Genomic DNA, 15459 nt, shown 5'->3' on the forward strand with positions numbered 1-15459 from the left:
AAAGGATACCAAAGCAAAGAGCGAAGCAAAGAGCAAAGCAAAGAGCGAAGCAAAGAGCAAAGCAAAGAGCGAAGCAAAGAGCAAAGCAAAGAGCGAAGCAAAGAGCGAAGCAAAGAGCGAAGCAAAAAGCGAAGCAAAAAGAACTGACAAGCCGCCTGTAAAAAAAGCTGCCCTTTCTAAGGAAGAGAGTTCAGCTAAAGAGATTAAAATAAAAACAAAGGCTCCTGCCAAGGAAAAGGAATCAACCCTTTCTGTGACGCTCAAAAGAAGCGCAATTGGCAGGCCCCGGGATCAAAAGGCAACTTTGGTAGGGCTTGGTTTTAAGAGATTGAACCAGACTGTGGTTTTGAAAGATACTCCGCAAGCGAGAGGAATGATAAAAAAAGTTTCACATTTGGTAATGGTAGACTAGCTGACGAAGGATAGAGAATATGAAGCTCAATGAACTCAGGCCATCTGAAGGGTCTGCAAAAAATAAAAAAAGAGTGGGTCGCGGTCCCGGATCCGGCTTTGGTAAAACAAGTGGCAGAGGACACAAAGGCCAAAAATCCAGATCAGGTGCTAAATCAACGAGAGGATTTGAAGGTGGACAGATGCCTTTGCAGAGAAGGTTGCCCAAGGTTGGTTTTACCAACATATTCAAGAAGAATATGCCATTATTAATGTTGGTGACTTATCTAAATTTGAGGCCAATACGGTTGTTGATTCAGAATTGTTAAGCAAATCCGGTCTGGTGAAAAAAATTGGATATGGCATTAAGGTCCTTGGTAATGGCGATATTAAACAATCGCTTGTTTTGAAGGTAGATAAAATTTCAAGTGGCGCAAAAAAGAAGATTGAAGCTGCTGGTGGGAAAGTAGAGACAGATTAAGTGATAGCTGGCGGAGTACAGAATATATTCAAAGTTCCTGAACTTTGGAGCAGGATCAAATTTGTTCTTTTTGCTCTGGCAGTTTACAGGATAGGTTGTTTCGTTCCCACACCCGGGATTGACGGGCAAGCTTTGGCTTCATTTTTTGAGCAGGCTAAAGGTACTTTGCTGGGTGTCTTTAATATGTTCTCCGGCGGTGCCCTGGAAAGGTTGTCCGTTTTTGCGCTGGGGATTATGCCCTATATTAGCGCATCAATTATATTTCAGCTACTCACTGTTTTGGTTCCTTCCTTTGAGGCGCTTAAGAAGGAAGGGGAATCAGGAAGAAAGAAAATCACGCAATATACCAGGTACGGTACCATATTAATTAGCATCGTACAAGGCTTCGGTATTGCAGTCGGATTGGAAGCCATGCAGGGGCCTGCTGGTGAGGCGGTGGTTCTTATCCCTGGCTGGGGATTTAGAATCGTCACGGTCATCACGCTGACTGCCGGAACGGCATTCCTTATGTGGCTTGGTGAACAAATGACGGAAAAGGGGATTGGTAACGGTATCTCGTTAATCATCTTTGCAGGTATTGTTGCCAGACTCCCTGCTGCCATAACAAATACCTTTCAAATGCTTAAGCGGGGTGATCTGGGTCCTTTAACGGTTGCAATTATTTTACTGATTATGTTCGTTGTCATTGCCTTTATTCTTTATTTTGAAAAGGGACAGAGAAGGATTCCTATCAGTCATGGTAGAAAGGTAGTCGGTATGACGGCAAGCGGAAGCCATTTGCCGCTGAAAGTAAATACGGCTGGTGTTATTCCGCCAATCTTTGCCTCTTCCTTATTACTTTTTCCGGCAACCTTGGAAGGGATTATAGCTTATGACTGGATGTCAACACTGGTAGGGATGTTGGGACCAGAGAAGATATTATACAATGTTATCTTTGTTGCTCTTATAATTTTCTTTTGCTTTTTTTATACGGCTGTTACTTTCAATCCAGAGGACATTGCCGATAATTTAAAAAAATCAGGAAGCTATATACCGGGGATCAGACCGGGTAAAAGTACCGCTGAATACATCGATCTGGTGCTAAGCCGGATAACCTTAGGTGGAGCGCTTTATGTAGCGGCAGTCTGTGTGTTGCCTACACTTCTCATTGCCAGATTTAATGTGCCCTTCTATTTTGGGGGTACGGCATTGTTAATTGTTGTCAGCGTGGGAATAGATACTGCACAACAGATTGAATCGCATCTTTTGGCCAGAGAGTACGAAGGATTTATGAAGAGTGGCAGAATAAGAGGTAGAAGATGAAAAGGTTGATATTGCTTGGTGCACCTGGAGCAGGCAAGGGAACTCAATCTAAGAGGCTTGTCGTCAACTATGGTATCCCACAGATCTCGACGGGTGATATTCTCAGAGCGGCATTGAAGAATGGAACCGAACTTGGCGTAAAGGCAAAAACTTATATGGATAAGGGTGAACTTGTCCCTGATGATGTTGTCATAGGAATTATCAGGGAAAGATTGATTGAAAAGGATTGTTCCGAAGGGTTTATACTGGATGGGTTCCCCAGAACGGTTATTCAAGCCGATGCGCTTGAAGAAACACTTGAAAGTCTGGGACAACCAATTGATAATGTCGTGAATATTCATGTTGATGAAAAAGAGTTGCTTCTCAGGTTGACTGGAAGAAGGATTTGTACTAACTGCGGGGAAGTTTATCACATCAAGTTTAATCCTCCGGAGGATGAACATAAATGTGATAAATGTGGAAGTGATTTATATCAAAGGGATGATGATAAGGAAGAGACTATCTCGGAAAGATTGAAAGTCTATTCATCGACTACAACTCCTTTGATTGACTATTATGAAAAGAAGAATCTTCTTGCCACTGTTGAGGGTGTGGGCAGTGAAATAGAGATATTCGACCGGATAGGTGCCATTTTAAACAGCCCTTCAGCTTGATGGTTCTTTTAAAATCTGCAAAAGAAATTGAGATTATGAGGAAAGCCAACCTTATAGTGGCTGAAGTTCTGAATACTCTCAAAGAAACAGTAAAGCCGGGAGTATCTACCGGCGATCTTGATAAGGTCGCCGAGGAATATGTGAAAAAAAAGGGTGTAAAAGCTGCCTTTAAAGGTTATAATGGCTATCCTGCTTCAATTTGCGCATCTGTTAATGAAGAAGTTGTTCACGGTATTCCTTCACCCAAAAGGATTCTTGAAGAAGGTGATATTGTTGGTATCGATTTTGGTGTCTGCCTTGATGGATACTTTGGTGATGCCGCTATCACTATCGCGGTAGGTAATATATCTACAGAGGCCGAAGCCTTGATGAAGGTGACGGAAGAATCTCTATACAAGGCCATAGAGATGGCAAAGGTAGGGAACAGACTGTCGGATATATCCTATGCCGTCCAGAGCCATGTAGAAGCACAGGGCTATTCTGTCGTTAGAGAGTTTGTTGGTCATGGAATCGGAAAAAGTTTGCATGAACAACCTCAGGTACCTAACTTTGGGCAACCAAAACGCGGTATCAGGCTAAAAGCAGGAATGGTTTTGGCTATTGAGCCAATGATCAACCAGGGTAAGTGTGGTGTAAGAGTGAAGTCCGATGGATGGACAGCCGTAACGGATGACGGCCTTTTGTCATCTCATTATGAACACTCAGTTGCTATAACGAAAAACGGGCCATACATTCTTAGTAAGATATAGAAAAAAAGTATAGGGAGTTTATGTCGAAGGAAGAAGCAATCGAGGTTGAGGGGACGGTATTAGAACCATTACCGAATGCGATGTTCAGGGTGGAGCTTGAGAATGGACATAAAGTCCTGGCACATATTTCAGGCAAGATGAGAATGCATTATATTAAAATTTTACCTGGTGATAAGGTCAAAATTGAGTTGTCTCCATACGATCTCAGTCGTGGAAGAATAACATACCGGGAGAAATGACATAAACTAGGGAGAGGCAGGATGAAAGTAAGAGCATCGGTAAAAAAGATTTGCCCAAAGTGCAAACTGATTAAAAGAAAAGGCGTTGTAAGGGTGATTTGTGAAATTCCTAAGCATAAACAGCGTCAAGGTTAAAGAGAGAGGATATTCATGGCAAGAATAGCAGGCGTTGACCTTCCGAAGGACAAGAGAATTGAAATTGCGCTGACTTATATCTATGGAATTGGTAAGTCACTTTCCAATGACATACTGTCTGAAGCAGGAGTTGATCCAAATAAGAGAGCTAAGGATTTGGAAGAGACAGATGTTAGCAATATTAAGAAAGTTATTGATGAGACTTATAAGGTAGAAGGTGACCTTCGAAAAGAAGTGTCCATGAATATCAAGCGACTCATGGACCTTGGATGTTACAGAGGGTTAAGGCATAGAAAAGGGCTGCCCGTTCGAGGACAGAAAACGAAGACCAATGCCAGGAGCAGAAAAGGACCCAAGAGAACGGTTGCGGGTAAGAAGAAGTAGTATTTAATAGCGGAGGAGAAATGGCTAAAGTAGTAAAAAAAGGTGCTGTCAAAAGAAGGAAAGAAAAAAAGAATATTCCTAACGGAATTGCGCATATACAGTCAACCTTCAATAATACCATCATTACTATAACTGATACTGCCGGGAATGTTGTGTCCTGGTCAACATCCGGTGCAATGGGATTTAAAGGCTCCAAGAAGAGCACTCCTTTTGCCGCCCAGATGGCTGGTGAGGATGCAGGTAAAAAAGCAATGGCACATGGTATGAAAACTATCGATGTTTACGTCAAAGGTCCGGGCTCTGGTAGAGAATCAGCACTGAGAGCCTTGCAGGCGATCGGTTTTAACATAAAATTAATCAAAGACATCACACCTATCCCTCATAACGGCTGCAGGCCACCAAAGAGGAGAAGGGTTTAACAGTTTAAAGACAGGGACTAAGAGGAGGTTAGATTGGCAAGGTACAGAGAATCGGTGTGCAGAATTTGCAGAAGGGAAGGGAGTAAACTTTTTCTCAAAGGCGACAGATGCTACACTGACAAATGTGCAATAGACAGGCGGGCTTATCCGCCAGGGCAGCATGGCCAGGGTAGAAAAAAAGTAACGGATTACGGCGTGCAGCTACGTGAAAAGCAGAAAGTAAGAAGGATGTATAACCTTTTGGAAAAGCAGTTTAGAGGTTACTTTAAGGCTGCAGACAGAAAGAAGGGTGTTACAGGTGAAAATCTCCTTCAACTTCTCGAAAGTCGTCTCGATAATATGGTGTACAGACTTGGTTTTGCAAGTTCTCGAAATGAGGCAAGACAACTGGTAAACCACGGTCATTTTCTGGTAAACGGAAGAAAAGTTGATGTGTGCTCATACCTGGTAAAACCGGGATATGCTATCGAAGTTCGGGAAAAGAGTAGAAAAATTCAACGAATTAGTGATTCTCTCGACGCTGTTGTTAGAAGAGGTGTTCCTGAGTGGCTGGAGCTTGAAAGAGAGCACTTTAAGGGAACTGTCAAATCGATACCCGTAAGGGAAGATATCACTATGCCAATACAGGAAAACCTTATTGTCGAGTTGTACTCAAAATAATTAGGGTAAGCATTAATTTGCCTGCCATGATGATGGAGGAAAAATGTATCAGAACTGGCGTGAACTGATTCAACCAAAACACTTAAAATTCGAAAAAGAGTCTTTTAAGGGTAACTATGCGAAGTTTTATGCGGAACCTTTTGAAAGAGGGTATGGAACTACAATAGGTAACTCACTGAGAAGGATTTTGCTATCTTCTTTGCAGGGGGCTGCAGTTACTGCTGTTAAGGCAGAAGGCGTACTGCACGAGTTTTCCACTATACCCGGCGTTAGCGAAGATATGACAGAAGTTATACTCAATCTTAAGGGTGTGAGAGTAAAACTGCATACGGGAACATCTAAAACAGTTACCATTAAGAAAAACGGTGAGGGTGAAGTTAAAGCAGGTGACATTATTCATGATTCTTCTGTGGAAATTCTTAATCCTGAACATCATATTGCCACCGTTGGTAAGGGTGGCAAGCTTGAGATGGAGCTAACGGTAAAACTCGGAAGAGGATACGTACCTTCGGAAAGAAATCGGGAAGAGGATACACCTGCTGATGCTATAGTAATTGATTCTCTCTTCAATCCTATTTTGAAGGTTAATCATTCCGTTGCGAATGCCAGGGTAGGTCAAAGGACGGATTATGATAAACTTACACTTGAAATCTGGACGGATGGGTCCGTCAAGCCCGATGATGCCGTTGCTTTTTCTGCTAAAATATTGAAAGAGCAGATGAATATTTTTATAAACTTTGACGAGTCCTCTATAGAGCCTGAGAAGGAAGAATCTGATGAGACCGAGGCAAAGATTAATGAAAATCTCATCAGAGGTGTTGATGAGCTTGAGCTTTCTGTGAGATCAGCAAATTGTCTGAAGAATGCAGATATTCGTTACATAGGCGAACTTGTTCAAAAGACGGAAGGTGAAATGCTCAAAACCAAGAACTTTGGTCGTAAATCGCTAAATGAAATTAAGGAGATTCTCACTGATATGGGCCTCAGCTTTGGCATGCAAATCGCAAACTGGCCACCCGATGATCTTCCTGAATTGCCCGAAACACCGGATTACCTCGCACTGGATGACGAGGATAATTAATAATCGCTGATAATATTATATACTATATTTAGGAGTTGAAATGAGACACCTTAAATCAGGCAAACAGCTTGGTAGAAATTCGAGCCACAGAAAAGCGATGTATCGCAACATGGTCGTATCTTTGCTGGATAAGGAAAGTATTACTACTACTGATGTTAAGGCTAAAGAATTAAGAAGGCATGCCGAAAAATTAATTACACTCGGAAAGCGTGGTACCCTTTCTGCCAGAAGAATGGCAAGAGTGATGGTTAATGACAGGGAAGTGTTGCAAAAGCTTTTCACAACACTTGCTGACAGGTATAAAGACAGGCCCGGTGGTTATATAAGGATCATCAAGCTTGGTATGAGGGCGGGAGATAACGCACCACTTTCTTCAATACAACTGGTAACTGAAGAAATGAAAGGCGCAGAAAAACCGGTTAAGAAAACAAGCTCTGCAAAAAAGAAAGCGTCTGTAGGAGAAGAGAAAAAAATAAAAAAGACTTCTCAGCAAGAGGAAGCAGTTGAGGAAGCCGAAGCAGTTGCTGTAGATTCGGAAAAGGAAGAGGTTCAAGCGGAAGAGGTGGTTGAGGCTCAAGCCAAAGAAAAGACGGAAGAAAAGACGGAGACAGAAGAAGCGTCTGTGGAAGTAACTGAAGAGGAAGAAAAAGAAGAAAAAAAATGATTTTGAAATTTTAATACGCATTAAAAGAGCAAGGATTTCGTTCCTTGCTTTTTTTTTGTTTAAACTTAAATAAAGAAAGTAGTTATTATTTAGGCGCTTTTACTGATGATCAAATAAAGTATTCTTATGTTAACAAAGAAAAAAGAGATAATAAGATTAAAAGAAATTACTTTCAGCTATTCTGATTTTGCCGACAAAAGTAAAATTTTATTTTCAAACCTTAACCTCACTCTGAAGGAAGGGGAATACACCGCTATCGGTGGTGCTAATGGTTCAGGTAAGACGACCCTTGCAGCGTTATTAAAAGGAATATTAAAACCTCTTTCAGGTGAGATTATATTTCGTGGTGCAAATGTTACAAAAAATGGAATTAATCCTGAAATAGGCTATATATATTCAAATCCTGAAAATCAGATTGTATCTCCTGTTGTTGAAGATGATATAGCCTTTGGTCTGGAAAATATGGGTGTCTATGGTCGGGAAATTGAAGATGCTCTCTTTGGCGCACTTGAAAAAGTTAATGCCCTCAATCTTCAAAAAGAACTAACACACCTTCTTTCCGGAGGTGAACAGCAAAAAATTAATATTGCAGGGATTCTGGCCCTTAACTGTAAATGTATTATTTTTGATGAGGCTTCATCCATGCTTGATCCTATGTCGCGACGTACATTATTAAAAATTTTAAAAGAATTGAATAAGGAGTATGGGATAACCATTGTTCAGATCACTCATAACCTTTTTGAGCTAATGAGCTCAGATCGTGTTATTTATATGGAAGGTGGCGCTATAGTATTTGATGGAAAATGGCCCTTATTATTTGAAAAAGGAGGTGTTTCTTATTCTTTTACAGATAAACAGAGACTGCTTGTCGAGTTTATTCAAAAAATAAATAAACTTACTTCCGAACCTATGCTCTTTGACTGTGACATGAATAGTATGATTGAACGCCTGCTCCAACGGGTGGGGAGTCAGGCAAGTTTACCCGTTAAGTAGTCTCGATTCCTGTAATCATTTCGAAAATTTATAAAGAATTTCATCTTCTCGTACAAGGTCCAGTTCTGCCCTGGCTGTTTTTTCCATTTCCTTAAAATCGTTTTTTAATAAAAGTGCTTTAGAAAGCAGCTTTTTGTTTTCCCCTTCTACAATTTGAGATCTCATTATAATATTATCTCTTTCCGTGGCTAATTGATGTACACGAATCAAACCTCTTTCACTGAAAAAAGTGTACAGCAAGAGTAAGACAAAAGTAAATACATAGAGCCATGTGAACTTATTTTCAGGAAGAGATTTCACAGGTTATAAAAGGCGCTCCTCCCCGGGTAGATAGCAGAATTCCCTAATTCTTCCTCAATTCTCAGCAATTGATTGTATTTTGCGATCCTGTCAGTTCTGCTGGCAGAACCGGTTTTTATTTGACCCGCATTTGTTGCTACCGCAATGTCTGCAATTGTGGTATCCTCAGTCTCCCCGGATCGGTGTGAAATGACTGCTGTATAACCGGCCCGTTTTGCCATTTCGATAGCATCCAGTGTTTCTGTTAGCGTTCCGATCTGGTTGACTTTAATAAGAATTGAATTAGCGACACCTCTTGTTATTCCCTTTGAAAGAATCTCAGTGTTTGTGACAAACAGATCATCTCCCACAAGCTGAACTTCTGACCCCAGGTCCTCTGTGATCAATTTCCAGCCATCCCAGTCATTTTCACTTAAGCCGTCTTCAATTGATACTATAGGGTATTTTTTTATCCAGTTTTTATAAAATTCCACCATTTCACGGGAACTCTTTTTAGAACCATCGGACTTCTTGAAATGATAATGATCATTTTCAAAAAATTCACTTGAAGCTGAATCGAGAGCCAACATGATCTCTTCTCCCGGTTTATAACCCGCCTTTTCAATGGCTTCCAGTATAACGTCAATTGCTTCGTCATTGGATTTCAGGTTTGGTGCAAAACCACCTTCATCGCCGACTGCTGTATTATATCCCTTTCCTGCAAGAACTTTTTTAAGGTTGTGAAATACTTCAGTTCCCACGCGTAGTGCGTCGGAAAAGGTTTTGCCGCCAACCGGCATGATCATAAATTCCTGAATATCGACATTGTTATCGGCGTGTGCGCCGCCATTTAAAATGTTCATCATGGGAACAGGCAGCGTTTTGCCGTTTGTACCCCCGATGTAACGATACAGGGGTAGATCGAGAGCCGTTGCAGCCGCTCTTGCTACTGCAAGTGATACGCCGAGAATAGCGTTCGCTCCCAGATTACTCTTATTATTCGTTCCGTCAAGTTCTATCATTAAATTATCGATTGCGGCCTGATCGGTGGCATCCATTCCTGATATTTCCGGGCCTATTATTTCTTCTGCATTTTTAACGGCTTTTGTAACGCCTTTTCCAAGAAACCTTTTTTCACCATCTCTTAATTCGACAGCTTCAAGCTCACCTGTGGAAGCTCCCGATGGTACGGCTGCTCTCCCGAAAACGCCTGATGAGAGATAAACATCTACCTCTACGGTAGGGTTTCCTCTTGAATCAATAATTTCTCTCGCCAGAACGTCTTCAATAATTGTCATTATAAAAAGCCTCCAATAAGCATTTAATTATTATTTTATTAGCAGAAATCTAGCAGAAAAGTGAAAATTTGTCAAAGTCATAATCCCTTTCAATCGCTGAATAATAGGACTCTATTTGTATGGTTAATTAAAAGAAAGTGAGAATTTATAAATAAAAGTTGAAATATGATTTATTGGTCGTTACTATTGAATGATTTGAAATTATAAATATTTTGGAGGTTTCTTTGACTCACATAGAGGATCATCGCCCCTGGGGATGTTTTAAAGTCCTTGCCGATGAAGCCGACCATAAAGTTAAGCGCATTCTTGTCTACCCGGGAAAACGTTTGAGCCTGCAACGTCATAAAAGGCGTTGTGAACACTGGTTTGTCGTATCCGGAGAAGGTGTCGTTACCTTAAATGGTAAGGATATAACCCTTAAAACAGGTCAATCAATTGATATCCCCTTGGGTGGAATTCATCGGATGTCAAATAAGACGGACAAGGATGTTGTTTTCATCGAAGTGCAAAGGGGTGATTATTTTGGTGAGGATGATATCGAACGTTTGGAGGATGATTACGGGAGAGTATAAATGTCCGTTTCCTCCAAAGCCTGACCACGTGCTTTTTGCATAATGAGTCAGCGAGTTAATCGTATTAGCAGCTTTCCTTTAATACTTTTATCCTACTTTCTTTTATTTTTCTTGCTTAACAGGTTCTTGGCTTTTTTTGCTTCGTCCAAATCTGGAAACTGTTTGATTAATTTCTTATAGAGCGCCTCTGCTGTTTTTTTATCCTTAATCTTTTCAAAGGCCATCCCTTGCTTAAGCAGGGCTGCAGGAACCTTTCCTCCCCCCGGATATTTCTTGATAACATCATCGTATTCTATGATTGATCTTTCAAAATCGCCATCATCATAAAAACTTTCGCCTATCCAGAACTGTGCGTTGTTGGCGAGAGGGCCGTCAGGAAATAATTTTAAGTAGCGATTAAAAAAATCCCTTGCTTCCCTGGTCTTTCCTTTTTTGATGGCATCGAGACCGGATTTATATAAATCCGCTGAAGTAATTTCAGGCTCTTTGCTGGTCTCATCTGCTATTACAGAGGCTTTTTTTATCAATTCAAGGTCAAGCTTCAACTCGTCCAGTTTTTTTTCAGATCTCTCTATTCTGCCTTCAATAGCGGTTAATCTTGAGTCAACCGCCGTTAAAAAAGAGCGATTATTGTCTGAAGCTTTTCCCGTTAGGTGTTTTACTTCTTCAAACCTTCCACCTAAAGCCTGGATTTCTCCCCTCATGGCGTTGAGTTTAGCATCGGAAGCAGCCCTGGTTTTTTTGAGGTCACGCGACAAAAATTCTATCTCCCTTTCCATTTCATCAATTCTGCTTTTGCTGCTGTCAGGTTTAATGCCTGCCGTGAGTTGAATCCTTGCTGTTTCTTTTTTGAGTTCCTCTACATCATTTTTCAGACTTATCAGGTCCTTGTTAGGAACGATGCAGCCTGTTACTAATATGCTGCCAACAAGAGCGGCAGAGAATATGGATGTGACGGTTTTAGATCCCTTCAAAATGAACTCTCCTGTTTGCCGCCCAGGCTTTTTCATGCTGCCCTTCCTCTATCGGCATTTCTTCGCCGTAACTGATGGTAGAAAGACGGATTGAGTCTACTCCCAGGATTTCAAGATACCTTTTTACGGCATCGGCTCTTCTTGCTCCAAGTGCAAGGTTATATTCTGATGTTCCTCTGTCATCAGCATGACCTTCGATGTTGACCTTAATAGAGCGGTTTTGGTCGAGCCAGGAAAACATCGTTTCAAGGTAGGCCCTTGAATCACTGTCGAGATCTGATTTGTCGAACTTGAAGTGAATGTCTTTCAAAGTAAATACTTCCCCCGGTTCGTCACTGAAGGCTTTTTCGGCTCCTTCATCAACAACTTTTATATCTTCTTCCTTGATATCCTGCCCCTCACCTGGAGAAAGAGGTTCATTAGGTGCTGTTTCTTCCTTTCCCTGGCCCTCAGCAAACCTCTGGTTTATTTCCTGTCCAAATTGTGAATTGGCATCTGGTACCTTTTTCTTGATACCTTCACAGCCTGAAATAAGAATAGCTGAAAAAATGAGCATAATAAATTTGTGATTAAATTTAGCAAAAAAAGACATGAAATTCTCCTCCTTAAATAGGTTGTATTAATTAAAAAAAGGCGACCATGCAGGGCTCATATCCGCTCCACCGGAGCCATCCAGCTTTATGGTTTTGCTGGTGCCCATATTAATGAGGTAAATTGTTTTTTTTCCCTCCCTTGATGATGAAAAAACAAGGAACCTGCCATCGGGAGACCAGCTTGGTTCCTCATCATTTCCTGGACCGAAGGTAATTTGCCTTTTTGACGATCCGTCAGCTTTCATAATATATATCCTGAAACCACCTTTTTGCAAGGATGAATAGGCAATCCATTTTCCATCTTTGCTCCATGCCGGTGATGTATTATATTTACCATCAAAAGTTAGTCTTGTTAAGTCTTTTCCCTCTTCTGTAATTGTATATATATTAGGATTCCCTCCCCTGTCTGAAACAAAGGCAATACTTTCTCCATCAGGTGACCAGGCAGGTGACACATCGAGCCCCCAGCCTGATGTAAGTCTTCTTATGGCGCCATTACCCGGCTCGGTGAGGAAAAGGTCGGAATCTCCTCTCTTTGTCATGGTGAAAACGACTTTCATGCTGTCAGGTGACCAGTCTCCTCCCATGGTCATGTGCTTTTCTTTTGTGAGAGCAATTTCATTGTAGTTTGCCAAATCTTTTATGTAGAGAGCTGCTTTTCCACCCTTGAATGAAGTGAAAAGGAGCTTTTTGCTATCTTTGGACCACTTGGGAGAGAGGTTTATACTTCCATTATTCGTTAGTTTAAGAGCGTTTTTACCATCAAAATCCATGAGATAAAGTTCCTTGTTTCCTCCCTTCTTTGATATAAAGGCAATTTTAGTATTAAAGATGCCTTTTTCTCCTGTCAGTATTTTTATAACTTCATCAGAAAAACGGTGGGCTATAGTTCTTATATCTGATTCTTGTCCATGGTATCTCTTGGCCAGAAGTGTTTTGTTTCTTGCAAGATCATAAAGAAATGCTTCGATAAGCACTCCGCTGTTTTTTACGGAAATAGATCCTTTGATTAAGGTTTCAGCCCCGGCTGAAAGCCAGAAAGGCGCATCCCCTGTTTCACCTTCTTCACTAATCATATGAAATAGTCCGCTAAGGTCGAGGTTTCTCCTGATTGTAGCTGAGACTGATGAAGAAAGATCTTTGCCTGTGAAGTTTTCTATGGCAATAGGCATTTTTCGTGCTGAAGGAGAACTGATATCTATATAAATTTTCGCTGTTGCTGTATTTGTGTATAAACAAGTCGTTGAGAGTATAAATAATGTAATTGTTTTTTTGATCAAAGCTATATCCCTTCAATTAAGTTTATTTTCCGAACCTAAAGCCTATTTCAATTCCACCTTCATAGCCTTTTGGAGGCCTTGGAAATGGGACAGATTTTTCAACGGCCCTCATGACGGATTGATCAAAAAAACCATTTCCCGACCCTTCTTCAATGTCTACCTTAAGTAACTCACCATTTTTTCCAATGGTAACAGATATTATAGCGGATAAACCGGAATAGTCGGCGCTTCCCGGCAATATCCAGGCATTTTCCATTTTTTCATAAAGGAGATCACTGTATGCTTTTATCTCTTTTTTCATATTTGATGTATCTACTTTTCTTACGCCGGCTTTTGGGGTAGTGCTTACCTGGCCGGCTGTTTGGGCGGCTTTCCTGGTTTGTGCTACCTTTGATCTTACCCTGGCCAGTTTTTCTTCAACGGCCATTTCCTCTTCATGCTTTTTTCTTAGTTTCTTGATCATTGCTGATGGATCGGTGACAGGTGTTTTGACTTTTTTCTTTGGCAGCTTCTTTGTTTTTGCTTTTTTTATGGGTTTTGCCTGTTTTTTGCTCTTCTTTGCGACTTTCTTTGATGGTGGAGGAAGGGGGCTTTTTTTTGTTGTCACCTTCTTCTTTTGATTTGGAGCCGGCTTTGGTCTGTCAAGGGTGACGAGATCTACCTTGTAGGTTGGAGCGTAAAATTCTCTTTTGACAGCAGACCTTGAATTGATAGTGCTAAATATGCCGATGAGCAGAAGGTGCAACACCAGGGAAATAGCAACCCATATTGCCAGATCATGGTTTTTGTCAAACATCCTCACCTTTAAATCTTTCAGACTTCATCAGGGTTGGTGATCATGCCGACTTTATCTATACCAGATTCTTTTATACGAGCCATGACTTTGATGACAAAACCGTAAGATACCTTTGAGTCGGCCTTGATCAAAACCTCATTCCCTTTTATGTGTTTGAGCTTGGATGCTAATTTATTTATCGTTGTTTTGCCTTTGTCGTTGATATATATCTTTTCGTTTTTTGTTATACTTACAACAATCGGTGAATCTTTGGTAAATCCCGATCCTTTTGCTACGGGAAGGTCGACTTCGAGCCCCTGCTGCATCATGGGTGCCGTTACCATAAAGATTATTAAAAGAACAAGCATAATGTCGACAAAGGGGGTTACGTTTATCTCCGCCATAGGAGTATAGCTCTTTTTAATCCCTTTCAAGAGATTGCCTCCTTAAGCCCCGTTCTGCTATGTTTAAAAATTCAAGTGTCATGCTGTCTATGTCCTGGGAGAGACGCTTAATTTTCTCAACAAAGATATTGTAAAAAATAACGGCCGGTATGGCTGCGGCCAGGCCGATAGCTGTAGCGATAAGCGCTTCTGATACGCCGGGAGCGACAACTGCCAGGTTGGCTGTCCCTATTGCGCCTATTCGCTGAAAAGAATTCATGATGCCCCATACTGTTCCGAAGAGACCGATAAAGGGTGCTGCACTGCCTGTTGTGGCCAGAAAATTGAGGTGTCTTTCCATCATGGCAATTTCCGTACTCTCTGCTCTTCTTAAGGCTCTTTCTATCAGGTCGAGCCTTGATGCTTCAAAGGCATGTCTTTCGCTTTTCTGAGTTTTTGCCGCATTAATAAGCTCCTTGTAGCCTGCCCTGAATATTCTCGCTGCCGGACTTGCCTCGTGGTCTCTGATTGCAGAGTAGGCTGCTTCCAGTCTTTTTTCCTCCCAGAATATATTAAGAAAAGATGAGGATTCATTCCAGGTCTTTCGTATCTTGAGGCCCTTTAATAGAATGATGGCCCAGCAGGTAACTGATAGAAAAAATAGGATTAATAGCACGACTTTAACTACAGGGCCTGCATTGCTGATTAACGCAAATACTCCCATATCATTTGCAATCGCTGAACCTGTCATTTTTTACTTCTCCTTTTTTGACTTGCAATTTTTAAACTATTTAATCTATCATAAGCTAATCATTCGATTCAAGGTCAATGATGCGGAACGCCAAAGGATGATGCCTGCCTGTGATTTTATTCTCCAGCTGATGGTTTTTCAGTTCCAAAAAAATAATTAAATTCTTTGAAAAAAAGTATTGACTTTGCTTGGTTCGTTTAGATATACTTCGGGGTTCTTGTTGGTCTTTGAAAACTAAATAGCAGAGAAGTTCAGTCGATTTTTGAGAGATTTGTTGGGAGTTTAACTCCTTCAGTATAATTTAACTGGAGAGTTTGATCCTGGCTCAGAACGAACGCTGGCGGCGTGCTTAACACATGCAAGTCGAACGAGAAAGCACCTTCGGGTGCGAGTAGAGTGGCGCA

Annotated in this window: 20 protein-coding genes, 1 rRNA gene and 2 pseudogenes; 15 read left to right on the plus strand and 8 right to left on the minus strand. The window is 41.1% G+C overall.

Annotated features, from left to right (window positions below; translation table 11 throughout):
- The first annotated feature begins 208 nt into the window (after window positions 1–208).
- From rpmD to OEV42_19190, 13 genes and pseudogenes are all read left to right on the plus strand, one after another.
- Window positions 209–412, plus strand: a complete 204-nt coding sequence (gene rpmD, locus OEV42_19130) for a 50S ribosomal protein L30 (GenBank protein MDH3976385.1) — start codon at window positions 209–211, stop codon at window positions 410–412.
- Window positions 413–431: 19 nt separating this feature from the next.
- Window positions 432–871: pseudogene (gene rplO / locus OEV42_19135) on the plus strand (50S ribosomal protein L15).
- Window positions 872–2173: a preprotein translocase subunit SecY gene (gene secY, locus OEV42_19140; GenBank protein MDH3976386.1), complete on the plus strand. Its 1302-nt coding sequence runs from the start codon at window positions 872–874 to the stop codon at window positions 2171–2173. It begins immediately after the preceding pseudogene.
- On the plus strand, window positions 2170–2826 hold the full coding sequence (locus OEV42_19145; protein MDH3976387.1) for an adenylate kinase: 657 nt from the start codon (window positions 2170–2172) through the stop codon (window positions 2824–2826). The genes secY and OEV42_19145 overlap by 4 nt, the downstream gene beginning before the upstream one ends.
- Window positions 2826–3575, plus strand: coding sequence for a type I methionyl aminopeptidase (gene map / locus OEV42_19150; protein MDH3976388.1), 750 nt, complete (start codon window positions 2826–2828; stop codon window positions 3573–3575). Before OEV42_19145 ends, map begins: the two co-directional genes overlap by 1 nt.
- A 20-nt stretch (window positions 3576–3595) precedes the next feature.
- Complete coding sequence (infA, locus tag OEV42_19155; GenBank protein MDH3976389.1) at window positions 3596–3814, plus strand: translation initiation factor IF-1; 219 nt, start codon at window positions 3596–3598, stop codon at window positions 3812–3814.
- A 21-nt stretch (window positions 3815–3835) separates the two neighbouring features.
- The gene (rpmJ, locus tag OEV42_19160) at window positions 3836–3949 is read left to right on the plus strand and encodes a 50S ribosomal protein L36 (GenBank protein ID MDH3976390.1); all 114 of its coding nucleotides are present in this window, start codon (window positions 3836–3838) and stop codon (window positions 3947–3949) included.
- Window positions 3950–3964: 15 nt separating this feature from the next.
- On the plus strand, window positions 3965–4333 hold the full coding sequence (rpsM, locus tag OEV42_19165) for a 30S ribosomal protein S13 (GenBank protein ID MDH3976391.1): 369 nt from the start codon (window positions 3965–3967) through the stop codon (window positions 4331–4333).
- Window positions 4334–4353: 20 nt separating this feature from the next.
- Window positions 4354–4752, plus strand: a complete 399-nt coding sequence (gene rpsK / locus OEV42_19170; protein ID MDH3976392.1) for a 30S ribosomal protein S11 — start codon at window positions 4354–4356, stop codon at window positions 4750–4752.
- 33 nt (window positions 4753–4785) lie between these two features.
- Window positions 4786–5412 carry a 30S ribosomal protein S4 gene (rpsD, locus tag OEV42_19175; protein MDH3976393.1) on the plus strand — a complete coding sequence of 209 codons (627 nt, stop codon included), beginning with the start codon at window positions 4786–4788 and terminating at the stop codon, window positions 5410–5412.
- Window positions 5413–5455: 43 nt separating this feature from the next.
- Window positions 5456–6493: a DNA-directed RNA polymerase subunit alpha gene (locus OEV42_19180; protein MDH3976394.1), complete on the plus strand. Its 1038-nt coding sequence runs from the start codon at window positions 5456–5458 to the stop codon at window positions 6491–6493.
- Between the two features lie 40 nt (window positions 6494–6533).
- Window positions 6534–6893 (plus strand): annotated as a pseudogene (gene rplQ, locus OEV42_19185) (50S ribosomal protein L17).
- A gap of 390 nt (window positions 6894–7283) precedes the next feature.
- A complete protein-coding gene (locus tag OEV42_19190; protein MDH3976395.1) occupies window positions 7284–8150 on the plus strand; it encodes an ATP-binding cassette domain-containing protein in 867 nt (288 codons plus the stop codon).
- Window positions 8151–8165: 15 nt separating this feature from the next.
- Here the strand turns inward: OEV42_19190 and OEV42_19195 are convergent, their stop codons facing one another.
- Window positions 8166–8450, minus strand: coding sequence for a septum formation initiator family protein (locus OEV42_19195; protein ID MDH3976396.1), 285 nt, complete (start codon window positions 8448–8450; stop codon window positions 8166–8168).
- The gene (eno, locus tag OEV42_19200) at window positions 8447–9727 is read right to left on the minus strand and encodes a phosphopyruvate hydratase (GenBank protein MDH3976397.1); all 1281 of its coding nucleotides are present in this window, start codon (window positions 9725–9727) and stop codon (window positions 8447–8449) included. The genes OEV42_19195 and eno overlap by 4 nt, the downstream gene beginning before the upstream one ends.
- Before the next feature lie 224 nt (window positions 9728–9951).
- Between eno and OEV42_19205 the strand changes: the two genes are divergently transcribed.
- The gene (locus OEV42_19205; GenBank protein ID MDH3976398.1) at window positions 9952–10299 is read left to right on the plus strand and encodes a phosphomannose isomerase type II C-terminal cupin domain; all 348 of its coding nucleotides are present in this window, start codon (window positions 9952–9954) and stop codon (window positions 10297–10299) included.
- 92 nt (window positions 10300–10391) lie between these two features.
- Here OEV42_19205 and ybgF read toward each other — a convergent pair whose 3' ends face one another.
- From ybgF to tolQ, 6 genes are read right to left on the minus strand one after another with little or no spacing between them, the layout of a single operon-like run.
- A complete protein-coding gene (ybgF, locus tag OEV42_19210; GenBank protein MDH3976399.1) occupies window positions 10392–11273 on the minus strand; it encodes a tol-pal system protein YbgF in 882 nt (293 codons plus the stop codon).
- Window positions 11260–11865, minus strand: coding sequence for a peptidoglycan-associated lipoprotein Pal (gene pal, locus OEV42_19215; protein ID MDH3976400.1), 606 nt, complete (start codon window positions 11863–11865; stop codon window positions 11260–11262). Before pal ends, ybgF begins: the two co-directional genes overlap by 14 nt.
- A 27-nt stretch (window positions 11866–11892) precedes the next feature.
- Window positions 11893–13146, minus strand: a complete 1254-nt coding sequence (gene tolB / locus OEV42_19220) for a Tol-Pal system beta propeller repeat protein TolB (GenBank protein MDH3976401.1) — start codon at window positions 13144–13146, stop codon at window positions 11893–11895.
- Window positions 13147–13168: 22 nt separating this feature from the next.
- Window positions 13169–13942, minus strand: a complete 774-nt coding sequence (locus OEV42_19225) for a TonB family protein (GenBank protein MDH3976402.1) — start codon at window positions 13940–13942, stop codon at window positions 13169–13171.
- Between the two features lie 17 nt (window positions 13943–13959).
- Complete coding sequence (gene tolR / locus OEV42_19230) at window positions 13960–14355, minus strand: protein TolR (protein MDH3976403.1); 396 nt, start codon at window positions 14353–14355, stop codon at window positions 13960–13962.
- Window positions 14342–15055, minus strand: coding sequence for a protein TolQ (gene tolQ, locus OEV42_19235; GenBank protein MDH3976404.1), 714 nt, complete (start codon window positions 15053–15055; stop codon window positions 14342–14344). The genes tolR and tolQ overlap by 14 nt, the downstream gene beginning before the upstream one ends.
- Window positions 15056–15357: 302 nt before the next feature.
- Here tolQ and OEV42_19240 point away from each other — a divergent pair.
- Window positions 15358–15459, plus strand: a 16S ribosomal RNA gene (locus OEV42_19240); the annotation flags it as partial.

The organism is Deltaproteobacteria bacterium (assembly GCA_029860075.1).
GTDB lineage: Bacteria > Desulfobacterota > JADFVX01 > JADFVX01 > JADFVX01 > JAOUBX01.

Bases quoted from the DNA above. Each gene is read 5' to 3' on its own strand.
- OEV42_19145 (MDH3976387.1), top strand. From the start codon at position 2,170: ATGAAAAGGTTGATATTGCTTGGTGCACCTGGAGCAGGCAAGGGAACT.
- map (MDH3976388.1), top strand. From the start codon at position 2,826: ATGGTTCTTTTAAAATCTGCAAAAGAAATTGAGATTATGAGGAAAGCC.
- infA (MDH3976389.1), top strand. From the start codon at position 3,596: ATGTCGAAGGAAGAAGCAATCGAGGTTGAGGGGACGGTATTAGAACCA.
- rpmJ (MDH3976390.1), top strand. From the start codon at position 3,836: ATGAAAGTAAGAGCATCGGTAAAAAAGATTTGCCCAAAGTGCAAACTG.
- rpsM (MDH3976391.1), top strand. From the start codon at position 3,965: ATGGCAAGAATAGCAGGCGTTGACCTTCCGAAGGACAAGAGAATTGAA.
- rpsK (MDH3976392.1), top strand. From the start codon at position 4,354: ATGGCTAAAGTAGTAAAAAAAGGTGCTGTCAAAAGAAGGAAAGAAAAA.
- OEV42_19180 (MDH3976394.1), top strand. From the start codon at position 5,456: ATGTATCAGAACTGGCGTGAACTGATTCAACCAAAACACTTAAAATTC.
- OEV42_19190 (MDH3976395.1), top strand. From the start codon at position 7,284: ATGTTAACAAAGAAAAAAGAGATAATAAGATTAAAAGAAATTACTTTC.
- eno (MDH3976397.1), bottom strand. From the start codon at position 9,727: ATGACAATTATTGAAGACGTTCTGGCGAGAGAAATTATTGATTCAAGA.
- pal (MDH3976400.1), bottom strand. From the start codon at position 11,865: ATGTCTTTTTTTGCTAAATTTAATCACAAATTTATTATGCTCATTTTT.
- OEV42_19225 (MDH3976402.1), bottom strand. From the start codon at position 13,942: ATGTTTGACAAAAACCATGATCTGGCAATATGGGTTGCTATTTCCCTG.
- tolQ (MDH3976404.1), bottom strand. From the start codon at position 15,055: ATGACAGGTTCAGCGATTGCAAATGATATGGGAGTATTTGCGTTAATC.